Annotated in this window: 18 protein-coding genes; 8 read left to right on the top strand and 10 right to left on the bottom strand. The window is 71.7% G+C overall.

The genetic code is table 11. From position 1 onward, the window contains the following. Positions 1-4: 4 nt before the first annotated feature. The 6 genes from dtd to ACFO6V_RS23345 form a co-directional block, all read right to left on the bottom strand. On the bottom strand, positions 5-430 hold the full coding sequence (gene dtd, locus ACFO6V_RS23370) for a D-aminoacyl-tRNA deacylase (RefSeq protein WP_377140130.1): 426 nt from the start codon (positions 428-430) through the stop codon (positions 5-7). Next, complete coding sequence (locus ACFO6V_RS23365; RefSeq protein ID WP_377140129.1) at positions 427-1,476, bottom strand: asparaginase; 1,050 nt, start codon at positions 1,474-1,476, stop codon at positions 427-429. Before ACFO6V_RS23365 ends, dtd begins: the two co-directional genes overlap by 4 nt. 35 nt (positions 1,477-1,511) lie before the next feature. Continuing rightward, positions 1,512-1,847: a DUF2516 family protein gene (locus ACFO6V_RS23360; RefSeq protein WP_377140127.1), complete on the bottom strand. Its 336-nt coding sequence runs from the start codon at positions 1,845-1,847 to the stop codon at positions 1,512-1,514. Positions 1,848-1,868: 21 nt separating this feature from the next. After that, positions 1,869-2,984: an FUSC family protein gene (locus ACFO6V_RS23355; RefSeq protein ID WP_377140125.1), complete on the bottom strand. Its 1,116-nt coding sequence runs from the start codon at positions 2,982-2,984 to the stop codon at positions 1,869-1,871. A gap of 122 nt (positions 2,985-3,106) precedes the next feature. Beyond that, positions 3,107-4,258 (bottom strand): CAF17-like 4Fe-4S cluster assembly/insertion protein YgfZ, encoded by a 1,152-nt coding sequence (gene ygfZ, locus ACFO6V_RS23350; RefSeq protein WP_377140123.1) that lies wholly within the window; start codon positions 4,256-4,258, stop codon positions 3,107-3,109. A gap of 66 nt (positions 4,259-4,324) precedes the next feature. Then, entirely contained in the window at positions 4,325-4,894 is a 570-nt protein-coding gene (locus ACFO6V_RS23345; RefSeq protein ID WP_377140120.1) for a heme-binding beta-barrel domain-containing protein, read from the bottom strand. Between the two features lie 152 nt (positions 4,895-5,046). Here ACFO6V_RS23345 and ACFO6V_RS23340 point away from each other — a divergent pair, with 152 nt between their 5' ends. Then, complete coding sequence (locus tag ACFO6V_RS23340) at positions 5,047-5,406, top strand: DsrE family protein (RefSeq protein ID WP_116677078.1); 360 nt, start codon at positions 5,047-5,049, stop codon at positions 5,404-5,406. A 34-nt stretch (positions 5,407-5,440) separates the two neighbouring features. On the opposite strand, the gene ACFO6V_RS23335 is transcribed toward ACFO6V_RS23340, so the two are convergent. Together ACFO6V_RS23335 and ACFO6V_RS23330 are read right to left on the bottom strand one after the other, a co-directional pair. Then, positions 5,441-5,881: a DUF4395 domain-containing protein gene (locus ACFO6V_RS23335; protein ID WP_377140117.1), complete on the bottom strand. Its 441-nt coding sequence runs from the start codon at positions 5,879-5,881 to the stop codon at positions 5,441-5,443. Next, on the bottom strand, positions 5,878-6,330 hold the full coding sequence (locus ACFO6V_RS23330; protein WP_377140115.1) for a thioredoxin family protein: 453 nt from the start codon (positions 6,328-6,330) through the stop codon (positions 5,878-5,880). Before ACFO6V_RS23330 ends, ACFO6V_RS23335 begins: the two co-directional genes overlap by 4 nt. 219 nt (positions 6,331-6,549) lie before the next feature. On the opposite strand from ACFO6V_RS23330, the gene ACFO6V_RS23325 reads away from it, so the two are divergent. Then, positions 6,550-7,209 carry a YceI family protein gene (locus tag ACFO6V_RS23325; protein WP_377140112.1) on the top strand — a complete coding sequence of 220 codons (660 nt, stop codon included), beginning with the start codon at positions 6,550-6,552 and terminating at the stop codon, positions 7,207-7,209. 10 nt (positions 7,210-7,219) lie between these two features. On the opposite strand, the gene ACFO6V_RS23320 is transcribed toward ACFO6V_RS23325, so the two are convergent. Further along, positions 7,220-7,960 carry a hypothetical protein gene (locus tag ACFO6V_RS23320; RefSeq protein WP_377140110.1) on the bottom strand — a complete coding sequence of 247 codons (741 nt, stop codon included), beginning with the start codon at positions 7,958-7,960 and terminating at the stop codon, positions 7,220-7,222. A 286-nt stretch (positions 7,961-8,246) separates the two neighbouring features. On the opposite strand from ACFO6V_RS23320, the gene ACFO6V_RS23315 reads away from it, so the two are divergent. After that, positions 8,247-9,056 (top strand): winged helix-turn-helix transcriptional regulator, encoded by an 810-nt coding sequence (locus tag ACFO6V_RS23315; RefSeq protein WP_377140108.1) that lies wholly within the window; start codon positions 8,247-8,249, stop codon positions 9,054-9,056. Positions 9,057-9,109: 53 nt separating this feature from the next. Further along, a complete protein-coding gene (locus ACFO6V_RS23310; RefSeq protein ID WP_377140105.1) occupies positions 9,110-10,069 on the top strand; it encodes an alpha/beta fold hydrolase in 960 nt (319 codons plus the stop codon). 2 nt (positions 10,070-10,071) lie between these two features. Here ACFO6V_RS23310 and nth read toward each other — a convergent pair whose 3' ends face one another. Beyond that, positions 10,072-10,851, bottom strand: coding sequence for an endonuclease III (gene nth / locus ACFO6V_RS23305; RefSeq protein ID WP_377141141.1), 780 nt, complete (start codon positions 10,849-10,851; stop codon positions 10,072-10,074). Positions 10,852-10,993: 142 nt separating this feature from the next. On the opposite strand from nth, the gene ACFO6V_RS23300 reads away from it, so the two are divergent. The 4 genes from ACFO6V_RS23300 (at position 10,994) to ACFO6V_RS23285 (ending at position 15,510) form a co-directional block, all read left to right on the top strand. After that, positions 10,994-12,526 carry an MmgE/PrpD family protein gene (locus tag ACFO6V_RS23300; RefSeq protein WP_377140102.1) on the top strand — a complete coding sequence of 511 codons (1,533 nt, stop codon included), beginning with the start codon at positions 10,994-10,996 and terminating at the stop codon, positions 12,524-12,526. Further along, on the top strand, positions 12,526-13,431 hold the full coding sequence (gene prpB, locus ACFO6V_RS23295; RefSeq protein WP_377140099.1) for a methylisocitrate lyase: 906 nt from the start codon (positions 12,526-12,528) through the stop codon (positions 13,429-13,431). Before ACFO6V_RS23300 ends, prpB begins: the two co-directional genes overlap by 1 nt. Before the next feature lie 45 nt (positions 13,432-13,476). After that, a complete protein-coding gene (locus ACFO6V_RS23290; protein WP_377140097.1) occupies positions 13,477-14,592 on the top strand; it encodes a bifunctional 2-methylcitrate synthase/citrate synthase in 1,116 nt (371 codons plus the stop codon). 240 nt (positions 14,593-14,832) lie between these two features. Next, positions 14,833-15,510 (top strand): Crp/Fnr family transcriptional regulator, encoded by a 678-nt coding sequence (locus ACFO6V_RS23285; RefSeq protein WP_116677089.1) that lies wholly within the window; start codon positions 14,833-14,835, stop codon positions 15,508-15,510. Positions 15,511-15,534: the final 24 nt, after the last annotated feature.

Below are 15,534 nucleotides of genomic sequence, written 5' to 3'. Positions count from 1 at the left end.
CCGGTCAGGCCTCGAGAAGGATCGTGACCGGGCCGTCGCCCACCAGCTCCACCTGCATGTCGGCGCCGAAGCGTCCGGTCTCGACGGTCAGGCCGCGCTCGCGCAGCGCCGCGACGACGGCGTCCACGAGGGGCTCCGCGACCGGCCCGGGCGCTGCCTGGACCCAGGTCGGGCGGCGCCCCTTGCGGGCGTCGCCGTAGAGCGTGAACTGGCTGACGACGAGCACGGGCGCGCTGACGTCGGCCACCGACTTCTCGTCGTGCAGGATCCGGAGCTCGGCGATCTTACGGGCGATCGTCTCGACCTGGGCGGGACCGTCGTCGTGCGTGACACCGACCAGCGCCAGGACGCCGGGCTTGTCGATGGCGCCGACCACCTCACCGTCGACGGTCACCGAGGCACGCGTGACGCGCTGCAGGACCGCCCTCATCGGCGACCCTCGTACGCGTCGGCGAAGACTGCCCGGACCTCGCCGACCGACCGGCCGCCGCCGAGCACCGGCACGCGTCCAAGCCCGTCGAGGCCGCCCGGGTACACACCGGGCAGACCTGCCACACCCGCGGCGCGCAGGGCGGCAGCGAGGATCGCCGGACGGGCCCGCGCGGAGCCGTCGAGCACCTTGAACGCGATGGCTGAGCCGTCGGGCAGCCCGGCGGCGTAGACGCCCTCGGCGCCGTCCTTCGCGACGAGGCCCGGCACCGCCTCCATCGCGAGCGTGGCGTCGCGGCCGGTGCCGCCCACCATGTCGGGGTGCGCGGAGAGCGCACGGCCGACGCGCGCCTCGTGGGAGATGACGTCGACGGTGGGCGCGGCGCCCAGGGTCGAGAACGCGCGGGCCAGGCCGAGCAGCGTCGTCGAGAACAGGGGTGCGCCGCAGCCGTCGACGGTGGTGTGCATGACCACCTCGGCGTCGCCGGTCAGCTCGAGGACGGTCGCGCGGATGGCCCGCTGCAGCGGATGCTCGGGCGACAGGTAGGTCTCGATGTCCCAGCCCTGCGTGAGGCAGGTGACGAGCATCGCGGCGTGCTTGCCCGAACAGTTCTGCGCGAGCGACGCCGGACCCGGCCCGCCGCCCAGCGGCGCCAGGTGCCACTCGAGCGCGGCCGGCGGGTAGAGCGGCAGGTCGGGCGTGTTCTGCAGCGCGCCGGTGCCGAGGCCCCTCGAGGCGAGGATCTGCAGCACGCCCTCGAGATGGAACTGCTCGCCGTTGTGGCTGGCCGCGGCCAGCGCCAGCAGGCGGTCCGGCAGCTCCAGGCCGGCGCGCAGCATCGCCACGAGCTGCAGCGGCTTGAGCGACGACCGCGCCCAGATCTGGGTGGTCGGGTTGCCCACCTGGATCACCGGCCGGCCGGCAGGGTCGAGCACCACGAGGTGCCCCAGGTGCACGGACTCGACGAGGTCGCCGCGGATCACCTCGGCCAGCGGCGCGGCGTCGTCGAGCACGCTGCCCGACGTCGTCCGGCCGGTCCGGGTCATCGGTGATCCCGCTCGCCCGGTCTCCATCGGCGCGGTCACCAGCCGCCCTGCGGACCGCGGGGCCGGTTGCCCGAGCTGTACGGCAGCAGCCGGGGACGCAGGCTCACCCAGTAGATGATCGCCGGCGCCACCGCGATGATGTTGAGGAAGGAGCCGAACATGAACCCGCCCTGGAGCCAGCCCTGCGGCAGCCCGAGGAAGCCGAGTGCGGCGGCGACCCCGAGGATCGCCAGCCAGCCGACCTTGGGCAATCGCCCTTCGGCCCGGTAGCCCTTGTCCGGTCGGCGTGCGGCGTCGATCAGTGCGACGACCTGCACGACAAAGACCACGAGCGCGAGTGCGGCCATGACGAACCACTGCAAGAATCCCACGCCGCGAGCCTACGGCACTGGCTACAGCTCCGGCAGCGCGTCCCTGGCCTCGCCCGGGGAGGCGCCCGCGGCCTCCAGCGTGTCGACGACGGGCGAGCGCAGCAGCATCACCAGCGACTGCACCTGCCAGTCGCCCTCGCCGACGGTCCGCGGGTCCACCCGCGCGGCGACGGCGGTCAGGGCGTCGCGTCCGCGCCTGCCGTCACCACCGGAGCCGACGTCGGACGCGAGCTGCCGCACACCGGTCGCGAAGCCCTCGACGAGCTCCGCCACCGGCTCGACGTCGTGGTCTGCCTGGATGACGGGGAGCACGCGGCGGGCCATGACCCGTACCGAACGCATGGTCCGGTCCACGAGCACCGCCTGCTCCTCGAGCCGCGCGAGCTCCGCGCGATGCATCCGCCCCACGGAGATCCGCGCGAGCTCACGCGCCCCGCGCGCGGCCTCCTGCCACTCGGCGAGCACGGGCTCGGAGGCCCGGCCGCGCACGAGGGCTGCCTGGACGTCGTCGACGTCCCGCGAGCGCAGGCCACGGGCGAGCGTCTCCAGGGTCTGGGCGAGCTCGGTCACCGCCTGCTCGGCGAGGGCCCGCGGACGGCGCCGGGTGTCGCCGGGCGTGAGCAGCGCGACGAGGAGGGCGATCGCGCCGCCGACCAGGGCGTCCGTCCAGCGCCCGAGCGGCCCGCCGGAGACCGAGGGCAGGCCGACCACGATGATCGCCTGCACTCCGGCCTGCGTGACGAGGAGGGCGCCGCGGTCGATGAACCGGGCGGCGATCGCGGAGATGAAGAGCACCAGGGAGAGCTGCCACCAGCCGGATCCGATGAGGTGCACGATCAGGTCGCCCATGGCGACGCCGACCGCCACACCCACGGCCATCTCGGACACCCGGCGGACGTCCCGCTGCGCGGAGAACCCGAGGAGGACCCACGCCGCGACGGGCGCGAAGAAGGGCTGCTCGTGTCCCAGCAGGTACCGCGCGACCAGGTAGGCGGCGCCGGCGGCGAGCGAGGCCTGGGCGATCGGGATCAGGCCCGCCCGCGCGCGTGTCCAGCCCTGGCGCAGCCGGGTGCGCAGCATGAGCGTGCGCATGGCCTTGCGCCACATCTCGTCGGCCGAGCCGGACAGTGAGCTCACTGGTGCATCCTCGCATCCGCCCGCCCGGCGACCTGTCAGACCCCCATGGAGGTGTCAGACGTACAGGTCAGCGGAGTGACCTGCACGTCTGACACATGCGTGCGCGTCTGACAGGTACGCGGTCAGATCAGGCTGCCCGGACCGCGCAGGCCACGGGTCAGCGGACCGTGCGACTCGGGGCGGTCGACCGACATGCCGTCGCCCGGCACCACTACCTCCTGAGCCGCCGACACCTCGAGGATCTGGCCGGAGACCTCCCCCGCCACCATGAGCTCGGCCTCCTCGGGCACGTTGCGCTTGAGCACGGCCAGCCCGATGGGTCCCAGCTCGTGGTGCCGGGCCATCGAGGTGAGCGTGCCCACGACCTTGCCGGCTCCGCCGTCCGGCGCCGGGAGGCGCACCTCGGCGCCGGGCTCGGGGAGCAGGTGCTGGGAGCCGTCGAGGTGCAGCATGACCAGCCGGCGCGGCGGCCGGCCGAGGTTGTGCACGCGGGCGACGGTCTCCTGGCCGCGGTAGCAGCCCTTGTTGATGTGGACGGCGGTCCGCAGCCAGTCCAGCTCGTGCGGGATGCTGCGGGCGTCGACGTCGCGCGCGTACCGCGGGCGCCACGCCTCGACCCGGAGGGCCTCGGTGGCCCAGGTGCCGGCCAGCGGCCAGCCGGCCGCCTCACGTGCCGAGACCTCGGCGTCCAGGTCCGCACGCGGCACCAGCACGAGCCGCCACGGGCGGGTCGCACCGGGGTGCTCGGACTCGGGCGGGCCGTAGCGCGTACCGCCGGGCAGGACGTTCGGCCACGCATCGTGCCAGGTCACCGGCTCGCCCTCGGCGCCCTCCGCGGCGACGGGCTCGCCGATCGCCGCCCACTCGTCGGTGACGTCGGCGACCTCCACACGGAGCGTGAACCGCATCCGGTCGAGCCAGCCGGCCAGGCCGGGCGCCGACTCGCGCTCGGTGATCAGCCACGTGGCCTCGCCGTCATCCACGACGCCCGCCGCATGCTCGATGTGGCCCTGCGGCGAGAGGACCAGCAGCTCGGTGCTGGTCCGGGGCGCCAGGCCCTCCAGCTGCTGCGAGGTGATCGAGTGCAGCCACTTCAACCGGTCCGGGCCGGCGACCCGGACGATCCCGAGGTGCGACTGGTCGACCACCGCCCCGCCGCGCGACAGCGCGCGCTGCTCGGCCGTCGGGTCGCCGTAGTGCCAGGCGATCCCGGCGTCGGGACCGGATGCGGCGACCGCGCCGTGGCGGCTCAACAGGGGGCTCTCGTAATCCATGCTCACCTCAGGTGCAGCGTTGTGGGCCGACGGGGCATTCCCCGCCTGCGTTGTCACTGCCGGTTGTTACTGCCTGTCCAGCTCCGCCGACGCGTACGAGCGCATGGGCTCGCCGAACGCGGCGAGCTCCTCCACCCACAGCAGGCGGCCCTGCACCAGGCCGTACAGCCGCTTCGACGCACGCACCTCGGACGCCGTCGACGTCCGCGCAATGGCGTCCGAAGCCAGGTCGATCCGCCCGTTGCCCGCGGCGCCGACGTAGACCGTGATGCGCCCGGAGGCGTCGGCGACGAGCACCTCGAGCGCGTGCTTCTCCTCCTCGAGGCCGTCGGGGCGGTCGGTGGACACGCGCCAGTAGCCCGTCTCGGTGGACCAGACGGTGCCGACCGGGTCCGGCACGGGCGCCGGCCACTCGCCGTCGTCGGGCAGCTTGTCCGGGACAGTCTCGTCCAGTACCCGCAGCGTGGACTCGAAGCGCACGTACGGGCCGCCGTCGTGGTCGAAGACCAGGTCTTGCACGAACGTCTTCTTGCCGATGCTCGGGTACTCGATCACACCCTCGCCGCGCCACCGGCCGACCAGCCAGGCCAGCGGGTACACGTCGGGCGAGAGGCCGTCAGGGAACGTGAACGTCATCAGCGCTGGCCCGTGTACAGCTTGTAGACGACGTAGCCGGCGAACCAGGTGACCGCGACGGCAACGGCGACGATAAGGCCGGTGAAGATGAGCTCAAGGGCATGGATCGACATGCTGTCGATCCTAACGGTCGAGCGCTTACAGTCAGCGGCATGCGCCAGCTCGTGATCAAGACCACTGCGGGCCTGGATCGGCCCGAGGCCACCAACCAGGCATTCACCGTCGCGGCCGCCGCCGTGGCCTCCGGGGCCGAGGTGAGCCTGTGGCTCACCGGCGAGTCGGCGTGGTTCGCGCTGCCCGGCCGCGCGGCCGAGCTCGCGCTCGAGCACGCGACGCCGCTGCCCGACCTGCTGGAGGCCGTCCTGGCCGCTGGAACCGTCACGCTCTGCACCCAGTGCGCCGCACGCCGGGACATCACCGAGGCGGACGTGCTGCCGGGCGTCCGGATCGCGGGCGCGGCACTGTTCACGGAGGAGATCCTGCGCGACGGAGCCCAGGCGCTCGTCTACTGAGCGGCCTGGGCTCCGTCAGGAACTGATACCTCGATCAGGCGCGGACCAGGCCCGTCCGGCGCAGCAGCAGGTACATCTCGCACCCGAGGCACAGGCCGACGACGGCGTTGAGCGCCGCTGCGACGAACGCCACCGCCGCCGCGATCGGCACCGCCGGAAGCACGCCGAAGAACCCGAGGATCACGCCGACCGCCGTCACGAAGAGGCCGACTCCCTGCGCGAAGCGCGGCGGACGCCGGTCCTCCATCTCCGCGGGCGGGCCCAGCCGCGGGCGGACGAACTTCTTGAACAGCATGCCCTGCCACGAGCCCTCGGCTCCGCGCAGCGTGCCGAGCAGGAAGCTCAGCATGATGAACGTGAGCAGCCACAGGCCGGCGGTGCTCGCGCCGAGCAGCACCACGGCTGCCAGCAGCACCGCCGTGATGCTTGCCCCTACGCGCGGTCCGCGCGGGTCGATCCCCTTGTTCACGCTCATGACTGCCCTTCCCCGTCCGCTTCGGCCGCCGCAGTGGGGACCCGGTTGAGTGCCTGACGTGCCTGCGTGTCGGAGACTACGCCGCTCATGCGGGCCACCTCGCGACCGCCGCCGTCGACCACGAGCACCGTGGGTGTGCGGAGCACGCCCAGGCTGCGCACGAGGTCGAGGTGGTCGTCCACGAGGAGCTCGCGGTGCCCGACGCCGGAGCTCGAGCCGGTGAGCCCGCCGAGCACCCGTGAGGTGGACCGGCACGCGGCACACACCTCGGCGGAGAACTGCACGAACGTCACCCGGTCCGCGAGCGCGATCCCGGCCGACGCCCAGTCGATGCCGGCCGGCGCCTGCCGGGGTGCGCGCACAGCACCCTGACGTGCTGACCACCACACTCCGAGAGCTGCGGTACCCAGCACGAGCACGACCAGCGCGACCACTTGTCCCAACAACATTTAACCCACGATGCCGTGTGTTGCTCGTCCAGACAAGTCCTCACCTGCAATGACACCTGTCACATTGCGTGCCGACTCGCTTCTCGCAGGTTCGCCCGCGTGATTTCCTTGGCACCGCCCCCGACCGAAGCAGTATTTCTCGTGCCGAAATGCCTACCAAGCCCATGTCGCCCCGGTGGTAACGTGCATGTATCCGCATATATGGGAGAATTTGCTAAGATGGAAGTTTTGCCAACACGTACCTGGAACGGAATCACCATCCCGGCGGCCGGGAAGTACGCGCTCGACCAGAACCACAAGCGGCTCGGCTTTCTCGCCATGCACATGATGGTCAGCCCGGTCCGCGGCGAGTTCGCCGAGGGCGAGGCGACGGTGCTCGTCGCCGACGACCCCTTGATGTCCCAGGTCAGCTGCACGATCCAGGCGGCGTCCATCGGCACCCACGTGCCCGACCGCGACGCGCACCTGTCGGGGCCCGACTTCCTGGACGTCGAGAACCACCCCACCATCGAGTTCCGCAGCACCGGCTTCCGGATGCGGACGCAGGTGGACCCGATCTTCTCGTGGGCGCGGCTCAAGGCCGGCACCGCGGGACGCCGTCCGCACGACCCGGACCAGCCCGACGGCTCCTTCACGAAGTTCGTCATGGACGGCCTGCTCACGGTCCGCGGCGTCACGCGCCCGGTCTCGCTCGACTGCGAGTTCGGCGGCGTGGGGCACGACCCCTACGGCCAGGACATCTTCGGGTTCCACGGCAGCTGCGACATCGACCGCGAGGAGTGGGGCCTGCTCTGGAACGTCGCGCTCGAGGCCGGCGGCGTCCTGGTCGCCAAGAAGGTCCGCATCGAGATCGCCGGCGAGATGATCCGCCAGTCCTGATCCGTCGGTCCTAGAGGATCACCATCCGGCCCACGACGAACACGAAGATGCCGCAGACCGCTACGGGCAGCGCGGCCGCCGTGAGCCCGGCGAGCCGTGCACCGCGGGCGGGCAGCCGTTCCAGCAGCAGGTGCAGCGCACCGACCACGACACCGGCGACGAGCCCGCACCACAGGCCGCTCACGGTGTCGATGTCCGGCAGCAGCGTCGCCGCGGCCCCGCCCACCAGGACGGCGGCGACCGCGGAGATCCCCAGCGCCACCCAGCCGCGGACCGGCAGCGCCGCCACGGCAGCCGCGACCGCCAGGGCGACCGCGCTCGTCACCACCAGCGTGGCGCCGGCGTCGGACCGCGCGGCGGCGATCCAGCCGGAGGTCGCGATGGCGGCGACGACGCCCGCGACCGTGCCCGAGACCGACTCGGTCAGCTGCGGGCGGCCGTCGCGGCGCAGCATCTGTGCGATGAACGAGAGCACCACCGCGCCGGCCAGGACCGTCGGCAGGTGCCGCAGCACCGGCTCGCCCTGGGTGAAGTAGGTAGCGGCCGCCCCGCCGGTGCCGCAGAGCGCCACGACCAGCCGCGTGCTTCCCGCGGCGGGCAGTCGCAGGAGGGACGGCCAGCCCAGCGCGACGAGAACCACCAGGACCACCACCGCCGCCACGAGGGGCAGCGGCCGGGGCTGGACGTAGGACGCAGCGGCGACGAGGGCTGCGAGCACAGCGGTCGTCACGGCGCGGGTGGAGACGGACACGGCACGAGTTTTCCAGAGTCTGTCCGAGTTCTTTGAATCCAGCCTCCGAACAGGCCGCTGATCCGCCTGATCAAAGGCCTGTGAGAGTCGGGCAACGCGCGTGTCATGTGAGTGTCACGGGTCCTGAGCAGCATGGTGGTGTCCAGGAAAAGGGCGTGTAACATGCACGCAACAAGCAACAGGGCAGACTTCCGCAGAGCCAGTTGGACGCGACGGGACGTCTCGCTACAGCGAGACCCGAGCCAGGGACGGTTGCAAGACGCCGGTTCCGAGAGGAGGTGCGTCAATGGCAGAGCTGTTGATCCTCACACCCGCCACCGGTGGGTCTGCCGAGGTACTGCCCGCACTAGGACTGCTTTCCCATCGGGTCCGGGTGCTTCCGATGGAGCCCTCGGCGCTCGTCGATGCCCCGGATGCGGACGTCGTCCTGCTGGATGCCCGCCGTGACCTGGTCGCCGCCCGCACCACCTGCCGACTGCTGCACGCGACGGGCCTGACCGTGCCGCTCGTGCTGATCCTCACCGAGGGCGGCCTGACGGTGGTGACCCACGAGTGGGGCGCCAACGACCTGCTGCTGGAGACCGCCTCACCCGCCGAGGTCGAGGCCCGTCTGCGCCTGGTGATCGAGCGTTCGGCGCGCGGCCCCGCAGAGGAGTCGCAGCAGGAGATCTCCGCGGGCGAGCTCGCCATCGACGCCGGCGGGTACACCGCCAGGCTTCGCGGCCGCCCGATCGACCTGACCTACAAGGAGTTCGAGCTCCTCAAGTACCTCGTGCAGCATCCGGGCCGCGTGTTCACGCGTGCGCAGCTGCTGCAGGAGGTCTGGGGCTACGACTACTACGGCGGCACGCGCACCGTCGACGTCCACGTGCGGCGGCTCCGGGCAAAGCTCGGGCCGGAGCACGAACAGCTCATCGGCACGGTGCGCAACGTCGGCTACCGGTTCGACCCGCCGAAGGAGCGACCGATCGAGGAGCTCCCTGCTCCGCCGCCCTCCGCAGCGCTCCCGCCCGCACCGGCGGACGCCGCGGCGGCCGGCACGGACGACCCCAACGCCGGGCCGGCCGGGAGACAGGTCGCACAGACCGGCCACTGAGCCGGTGGCCGGTAGCCGGGCGCGCACGGCACCGACCGCGTAGGTTCGTACCTGTGACCGCACTCTCGGCCCGACCGGCCGTCCGCACGGCAGCCACCAGCGACTACACGTGCGCCCTGGTCGAGGGTCCATGGCAGCACGAGTTCGTCTCGTCGGGCGGCTCGCGCTTCCACGTGGCGGTCGCCGGGACCGAGAGCCGTTCGGCGCCGCTGGTCGTCCTCCTGCACGGTTACCCCGAGTTCTGGTGGGCGTGGCGCGCGCAGATCCCCGCTCTGGCCGACGCCGGCTACCGCGTCGCCGCGATGGACGTGCGCGGTGTGGGCGGGTCGGACAAGCCGCCGTCGGGCTACGGGGTGCCCGCACGGGCGGCGGACGTCGCCGGCGTCGTCCGCTCCCTCGGGCGCGAGCGCGCCGTGGTGGTGGGGCACGGTACGGGCGGCACGCTCGCCTGGGCGATGGCGTCCCTGCACCCCGGCACGACGGCGGCGGTCGCCGTGCTGGCCAGCCCGCATCCGGCCCGGGTGCGTCTGCGCAGCCGGGCCGCCTTCACGGCGGCGGCCCTGCGCGAGATCGCGTACCTGCAGGTCCCGACCCTGCCTGAGCGGGCACTGGCCCAGGGCGACCTCGTGGAGCGCACCCTCGCGCTGGGCGCGGCCACCCCGCTGCCCGATGACGTGGTCGACCTGTACAAGGCGGTCATGCGGATCCCGTTCGCCGCGCACTCGGCTGCGGAGGCGCTGCGCTGGGCCGTGCGGTCCACTCCGCGGATGGACGGCCGCCGGTTCGGTACCGCGCTGCGCCGTCCGCTCGGTGTACCCACGCTGCAGCTGCAGGGCGACCGGGACGGCATCGTGCGGCCCGAGCGCGCCGACCTCGACGCCATAGCCCTCGCGCCGGACCTCCACTACGAGCTGATCCCGGGCGCGGGCCACTTCCTGCCCGAGGAGGCCCCGGACGAGGTCAACGAGATCCTGCTGAGGTGGCTGGCCCGGGTGAGTCCTGCGCCGAGGTAGCGCTACTTGAGGGGCAGGCCCGCAGACTCCGAGCGCTCCGGCGCCGGGCGCACCAGCTTCGCCGCCTTGTCGGGGTCCGTCTCGCCCGCTCCGTAGGAGGGGCACAGGTCGGCGATGCTGCACGCCCCGCACGCCGGGTTGCGCGCGATGCACACCCGTCGCCCGTGCCAGACGAGGTGGTGGCTGAGCATGGTCCAGTCCTTCTTGGGGAACAGCTCCCCCACCTCGGTCTCGACCTTCACCGGGTCCTCCTCGGTGGTGAGGCCGAGCCGCCTTGCCACCCGCCCGAAGTGCGTGTCGACGGTGATCCCCGGGACGCCGAAGGCGTTGCCGAGCACCACGTTCGCCGTCTTGCGCCCGACGCCCGGGAGCGTGACCAGGTCCTTCAACCGGCCCGGGACCTCGCCGTCGTACCGCTCGACGAGCGCCTGGCCCAGGCCGATCACCGCGCGCGCCTTGGCCCGGAAGAAGCCCAGGGGCCGCAGGATGTCCTCGAGCTCGTCCGGGTCCGCCTCGGCGTAGGCCCGGGCGTCCGGGTACATCACGAAGAGCTCCGGCGTGGTCTGGTTGACCCGGACGTCGGTGGTCTGGGCGCTGAGCACGGTCGCGATCAGCAGCTCCAGCGGCGTCCTGAAGTCCAGCTCCGCCCGGGCATCGGGATAGGTCTCCGCGAGCAGCCGATTGATACGCCGTGCTCTGCGCACGAGCGCCAGCCTGCTCTCCGCCGTGCCCTCCGCTGCGTTCTCGGGTTCGCGTTCCCTGACTGTGGTCACATCGGCCAGACTAACGATCCCCACTGACATTCGGACCCTGAGCCCGGCCGCCCGGTTTGGCGCCATGTACCTAGGACGCGGAGTATGAGAAGGTCGAGGACGCATATCTGAGGACCTCACGACGGTCCACGTGAATCGAGGAAGAGTCACCATGCCGTACACGCACCACCTGCGCGTCTACCCGTCTGCCGAGCCGCTCAAGCGCACCGACCAGCTCGCATGGAAGCTCGCGGAGCTCGCCACGGACGCCGTCGAGCCCACCGCGGAGGTCACCGACATGGTGATCAACCGGGTGATCGACAACGCCGCCGTCGCGGCAGCCAGCCTGACCCGCGGACCCGCGGTCGCCGCCCGCTCACAGGCGCAGGCGCACCCGTACCGTCCCGGGTCCACCGTGTTCGGCCTCGCCCCCGAGGCGACCAGCAGCCCCGAGTGGGCGGCGTGGGCCAACGGCGTCGCAGTGCGCGAGCTCGACTTCCACGACACGTTCCTCGCGGCCGAGTACTCCCACCCGGGTGACAACATCCCGCCGATCCTCGCGGTGGCGCAGCACGCCGGCTGCACCGGCAAGGACCTGGTCCGGGGCATCGTGACCGGCTACGAGATCCAGGTGGACCTGGTCCGCACGATCAGCCTGCACAAGCACAAGATCGACCACGTGGCGCACCTCGGCCCGTCGGCGGCGGCGGGCATCGGCACGCTGCTCGGGCTGGACACCGAGACCGTGTTCCAGGCGATCGGCCAGGCCCTGCACACCACCACTGCCACGCGGCAGAGCCGCAAGGGCCAGATCTCCACGTGGAAGGCGCACGCACCGGCGTTCGCGGGCAAGCTCGCGATCGAGGCCGTGGACCGCGCGATGCGCGGCCAGACCTCCCCCGAGCCCATCTACGAGGGCGAGGACGGCGTCGTCGCCTGGCTCCTCGACGGGCCCGACGCCGCCTACGACGTCGTGCTGCCCGAGGCCGGCGAGCCGCGCACCGGCATCCTCGACACGTACACCAAGGAGCACTCCGCGGAGTACCAGGCGCAGGCCGTCATCGACATGGCCCGCGCGCTCGGCAACGAGCGGCCGGAGCTGCGGGACCCCCGGAACATCCAGGGCATCGTGCTGCACACCAGCCACCACACGCACTACGTGATCGGCTCGGGCGCCAACGACCCCCAGAAGTACGACCCGACGGCGTCCCGCGAGACGCTCGACCACTCGGTCCCGTACATCTTCACGGTCGCGCTGCAGGACGGCGGCTGGCACCACGTCGACTCCTACGCCCCGTCGCGGGCGCAGCGGCCCGACACGGTAGAGCTGTGGCGCAAGGTCACCACCGCCGAGGACCCGGAGTGGACCCGCCGCTACCACTCGACCGACCCCGCCGAGAAGGCGTTCGGCGGCCGCGTGGAGATCACGCTCACCTCGGGCGAGGTCGTGACCCGCGAGATCGCCGTCGCCGACGCCCACCCGCTGGGTGCGCGTCCGTTCGCCCGCGCGAACTACGTCGGCAAGTTCCGCACGCTCGCCGCCGGGATCCTGGCGGACGCCGAGATCGAGCGCTTCCTCGGCCTCGCCGAGCGGCTGCCCGAGCTGACGCCCGCCGAGGTCCGTGAGCTCACGATCGTCGCGGCACCCGGGGTGCTGGACGCGGTCAAGTCCCCGACGGGCCTCTTCGAGCTGGGGCAGGCCTGATGCTCTACTCCCACCTCACCGCCGCGGCCAAGCGCCGCGCCTTCCGCGAGGCCCTCGCCGGGCCGGACATCCTTCGCCTCCCGGGCGCGTTCAACCCGCTCAGCGCCAAGCTGATCCAGGACAAGGGGTTCGACGGCGTCTACGTCTCCGGCGCCGTCCTCTCCGCCGACCTCGGCCTGCCGGACATCGGTCTGACCACGCTGACCGAGGTGGCCGGCCGGTCCGGCCAGATCGCCCGGGTCACCGACCTGCCGGTGCTGGCCGACGCCGACACCGGGTTCGGCGAGCCCATGAACGTGGCGCGCACGGTCCAGACGATGGAGGACGCCGGCGTGGCCGGCATCCACATCGAGGACCAGGTCAACCCCAAGCGCTGCGGTCACCTGGACGGCAAGGAGGTCGTCGGGCTCGACGACGCCGTCCGCCGCATCCGGGCCGCCGTCGACGGCCGCCGCGACCCCGACTTCCTCATCATGGCGCGCACCGACGTGCGCGGGACGGAGCCGGGCGAGCGCGGGCTCAGGCTCGCGATCGACCGCGCCAAGGCCCTGGTCGACGCCGGTGCCGACGCGATCTTCCCCGAGGCGATGAAGGACCTCTCGGAGTTCGAGGCCGTCGCCTCGGCGCTGGACGTCCCCGTGCTGGCCAACATGACGGAGTTCGGCAAGTCCGAGCTCTTCACGGCCAAGCAGCTGCACGACGCCGGGGCGCAGCTCGTGATCTACCCCGTCACCCTGCTGCGGATCGCGATGGGTGCCGCGGAGCGCGCGCTGGAAGAGATCTCGGCGTCCGGCACCCAGGACGCCCTCGTGCCCCAGATGCAGACCCGCGCGCGGCTGTACGAGCTCACCGACTACGCGGCCTACAACCACTTCGACTCGAACGTCTTCACCTACAAGCCCTGATTTCGAAATCAAGTTCTGACTTAGTCTCGACACGAAGGAGTGCTCATGACCGAGACCACGGAGATCCGTAAGGGTCTGGCCGGCGTCGTCGCCGACACGTCGGCCATCTCGAAGGTCAATCCCGAGACCAACTCGCTGCTGTACCGGGGCTATCCGGTGCAGGAGCTGGCCGCGAGGAAGAGCTTCGAGGAGGTCGCCTACCTGCTGTGGCACGGCGAGCTCCCGACGTCCGCCCAGCTGGCCGAGCAGACGGCGACCGAACGGGTGCACCGCGAGCTGCCGGACAACGTCCGCGACGCGATCCTCGAGCTGCCCACCGACTGCCACCCCATGGACGTGTGCCGCACGGCGGTGTCGATCCTGGGCGCCCACGACCCTGCGGCCGAGGACTCGTCCGTGGAGGCCGAGCTCGCCAAGTCCGTCCGCCTGTGGGCGGTCCTGCCCGCCGTCGTCGCGCTGGACCAGCGCCGTCGGCACGGCCAGGAGCTCGTGCACCCGCGCGAGGACCTCGGCTACTCCGCGAACTTCCTGTGGATGGCGTTCGGCAAGGAGGCGGAGCCCGCCGTCGTGCAGGCTTTCGAGGCCTCGATGGTGCTGTACGCGGAGCACTCGTTCAACGCTTCGACGTTCACCGCGCGCGTCATCACCTCGACGCTCGCCGACCTGCACTCCGCCGTCACCGGCGCCATCGGCGCCCTCAAGGGCCCGCTGCACGGCGGGGCCAACGAGGCCGTGCAGGCCACGTTCGAGGAGATCGGCACCGCCGACCGGGCCGAGGCATGGCTCGAGGATGCGCTGGCGAACAAGAAGAAGATCATGGGGTTCGGCCACCGGGTCTACAAGAACGGCGACTCGCGCGTGCCGACCATGCGAGCCGTGCTCGGCGACCTGGCCGAGCACTACGGCGACACCGCGGTGCTCGACCTCTACGACACCCTCGAGAACGCCATGGGCAGCCGTAAGAACATCAAGCCGAACCTCGACTACCCGGCCGGCCCGGCGTATCACCTGATGGGCTTCGACACGAACATCTTCACGCCGCTGTTCGTGGCCTCGCGCATCACCGGCTGGACCGCGCACATCATGGAGCAGCGCGCCGCGAACGCGCTGATCCGACCGGTGTGCGAGTACGTGGGCCCGGAACAGCGCGACGTTCCCTGAGAGGTCCCCGGGACGCCCGTTCCAAACTCCCAGGTGAAACCCCCTAGGATTTATGGACGGGCGTCCTACTTCGCGCCGAGCAAAGCCGACATCCCGCATCTGGCGGACGATCACGTCGGGCTGCACGCCACGCGGACGCCGCGAGAAACCCGATGACCCGGCAATCTCGTGACATTGAGGCAGACTGAGAGGTGGAAAAGACTGATGGACGAAAGTCCCCGACACGTGAGGACACCACTGGTGGACGACGAAGTCGTACTCTCTGCCCCCCTCTTCGCGGACATGGAAGGCGAGGAGACGCGCGCGCTCTTCGAGTCCATGGTGCCCGTGGAGCTGGTCCGGGGTGACGTGCTCTTCCGCGAGGGCGAACCGGGCGACCGGCTCTATGTCATCGCGCAGGGCAAGATCAAGCTGGGTCGCCGGTCGAGTGACGGCCGTGAGAACCTGCTGTCGATCCTCGGCCCTGGTGAGATGTTCGGGGAGCTCTCCCTGTTCGACCCGGGCCCCCGCACCGCCTCCGCCTCCTCCGTGTCGGACTCCGTGGTCTACGAGCTGCGCCACGAGTCGCTCGTGCGCTGGATCGCCGACCACCCGGGTGTCGCCACTCAGCTGCTCGGCGCGCTGGCGCGCCGGCTGCGCCGCACCAACGAGACCCTCGCGGACCTCGTCTTCTCCGACGTGCCCGGCCGCGTGGCCAAGGCGCTGCTGGACCTCTCGACCCGCTTCGGCGAGCCGAACGACGACGGTATCCGCGTCGCGCACGACCTCACCCAGGAGGAGCTGGCGCAGCTCGTCGGAGCCTCCCGCGAGACCGTGAACAAGGCCCTTGCCGACTTCGCGACCCGCGGCTGGGTCCGCCGCGAGGGCCGCGCGGTGGTCCTCCTGGACCTGGACCGGCTGGAGCGCAGGGCGCGCTGAGTCCGTCGCTTGTGTGATCGGCAA

The organism is Promicromonospora alba (genome assembly GCF_042654905.1).
Lineage (GTDB): Bacteria > Actinomycetota > Actinomycetes > Actinomycetales > Cellulomonadaceae > Promicromonospora > Promicromonospora alba.
This window is presented reverse-complemented; position numbering and strand designations above follow the sequence as displayed.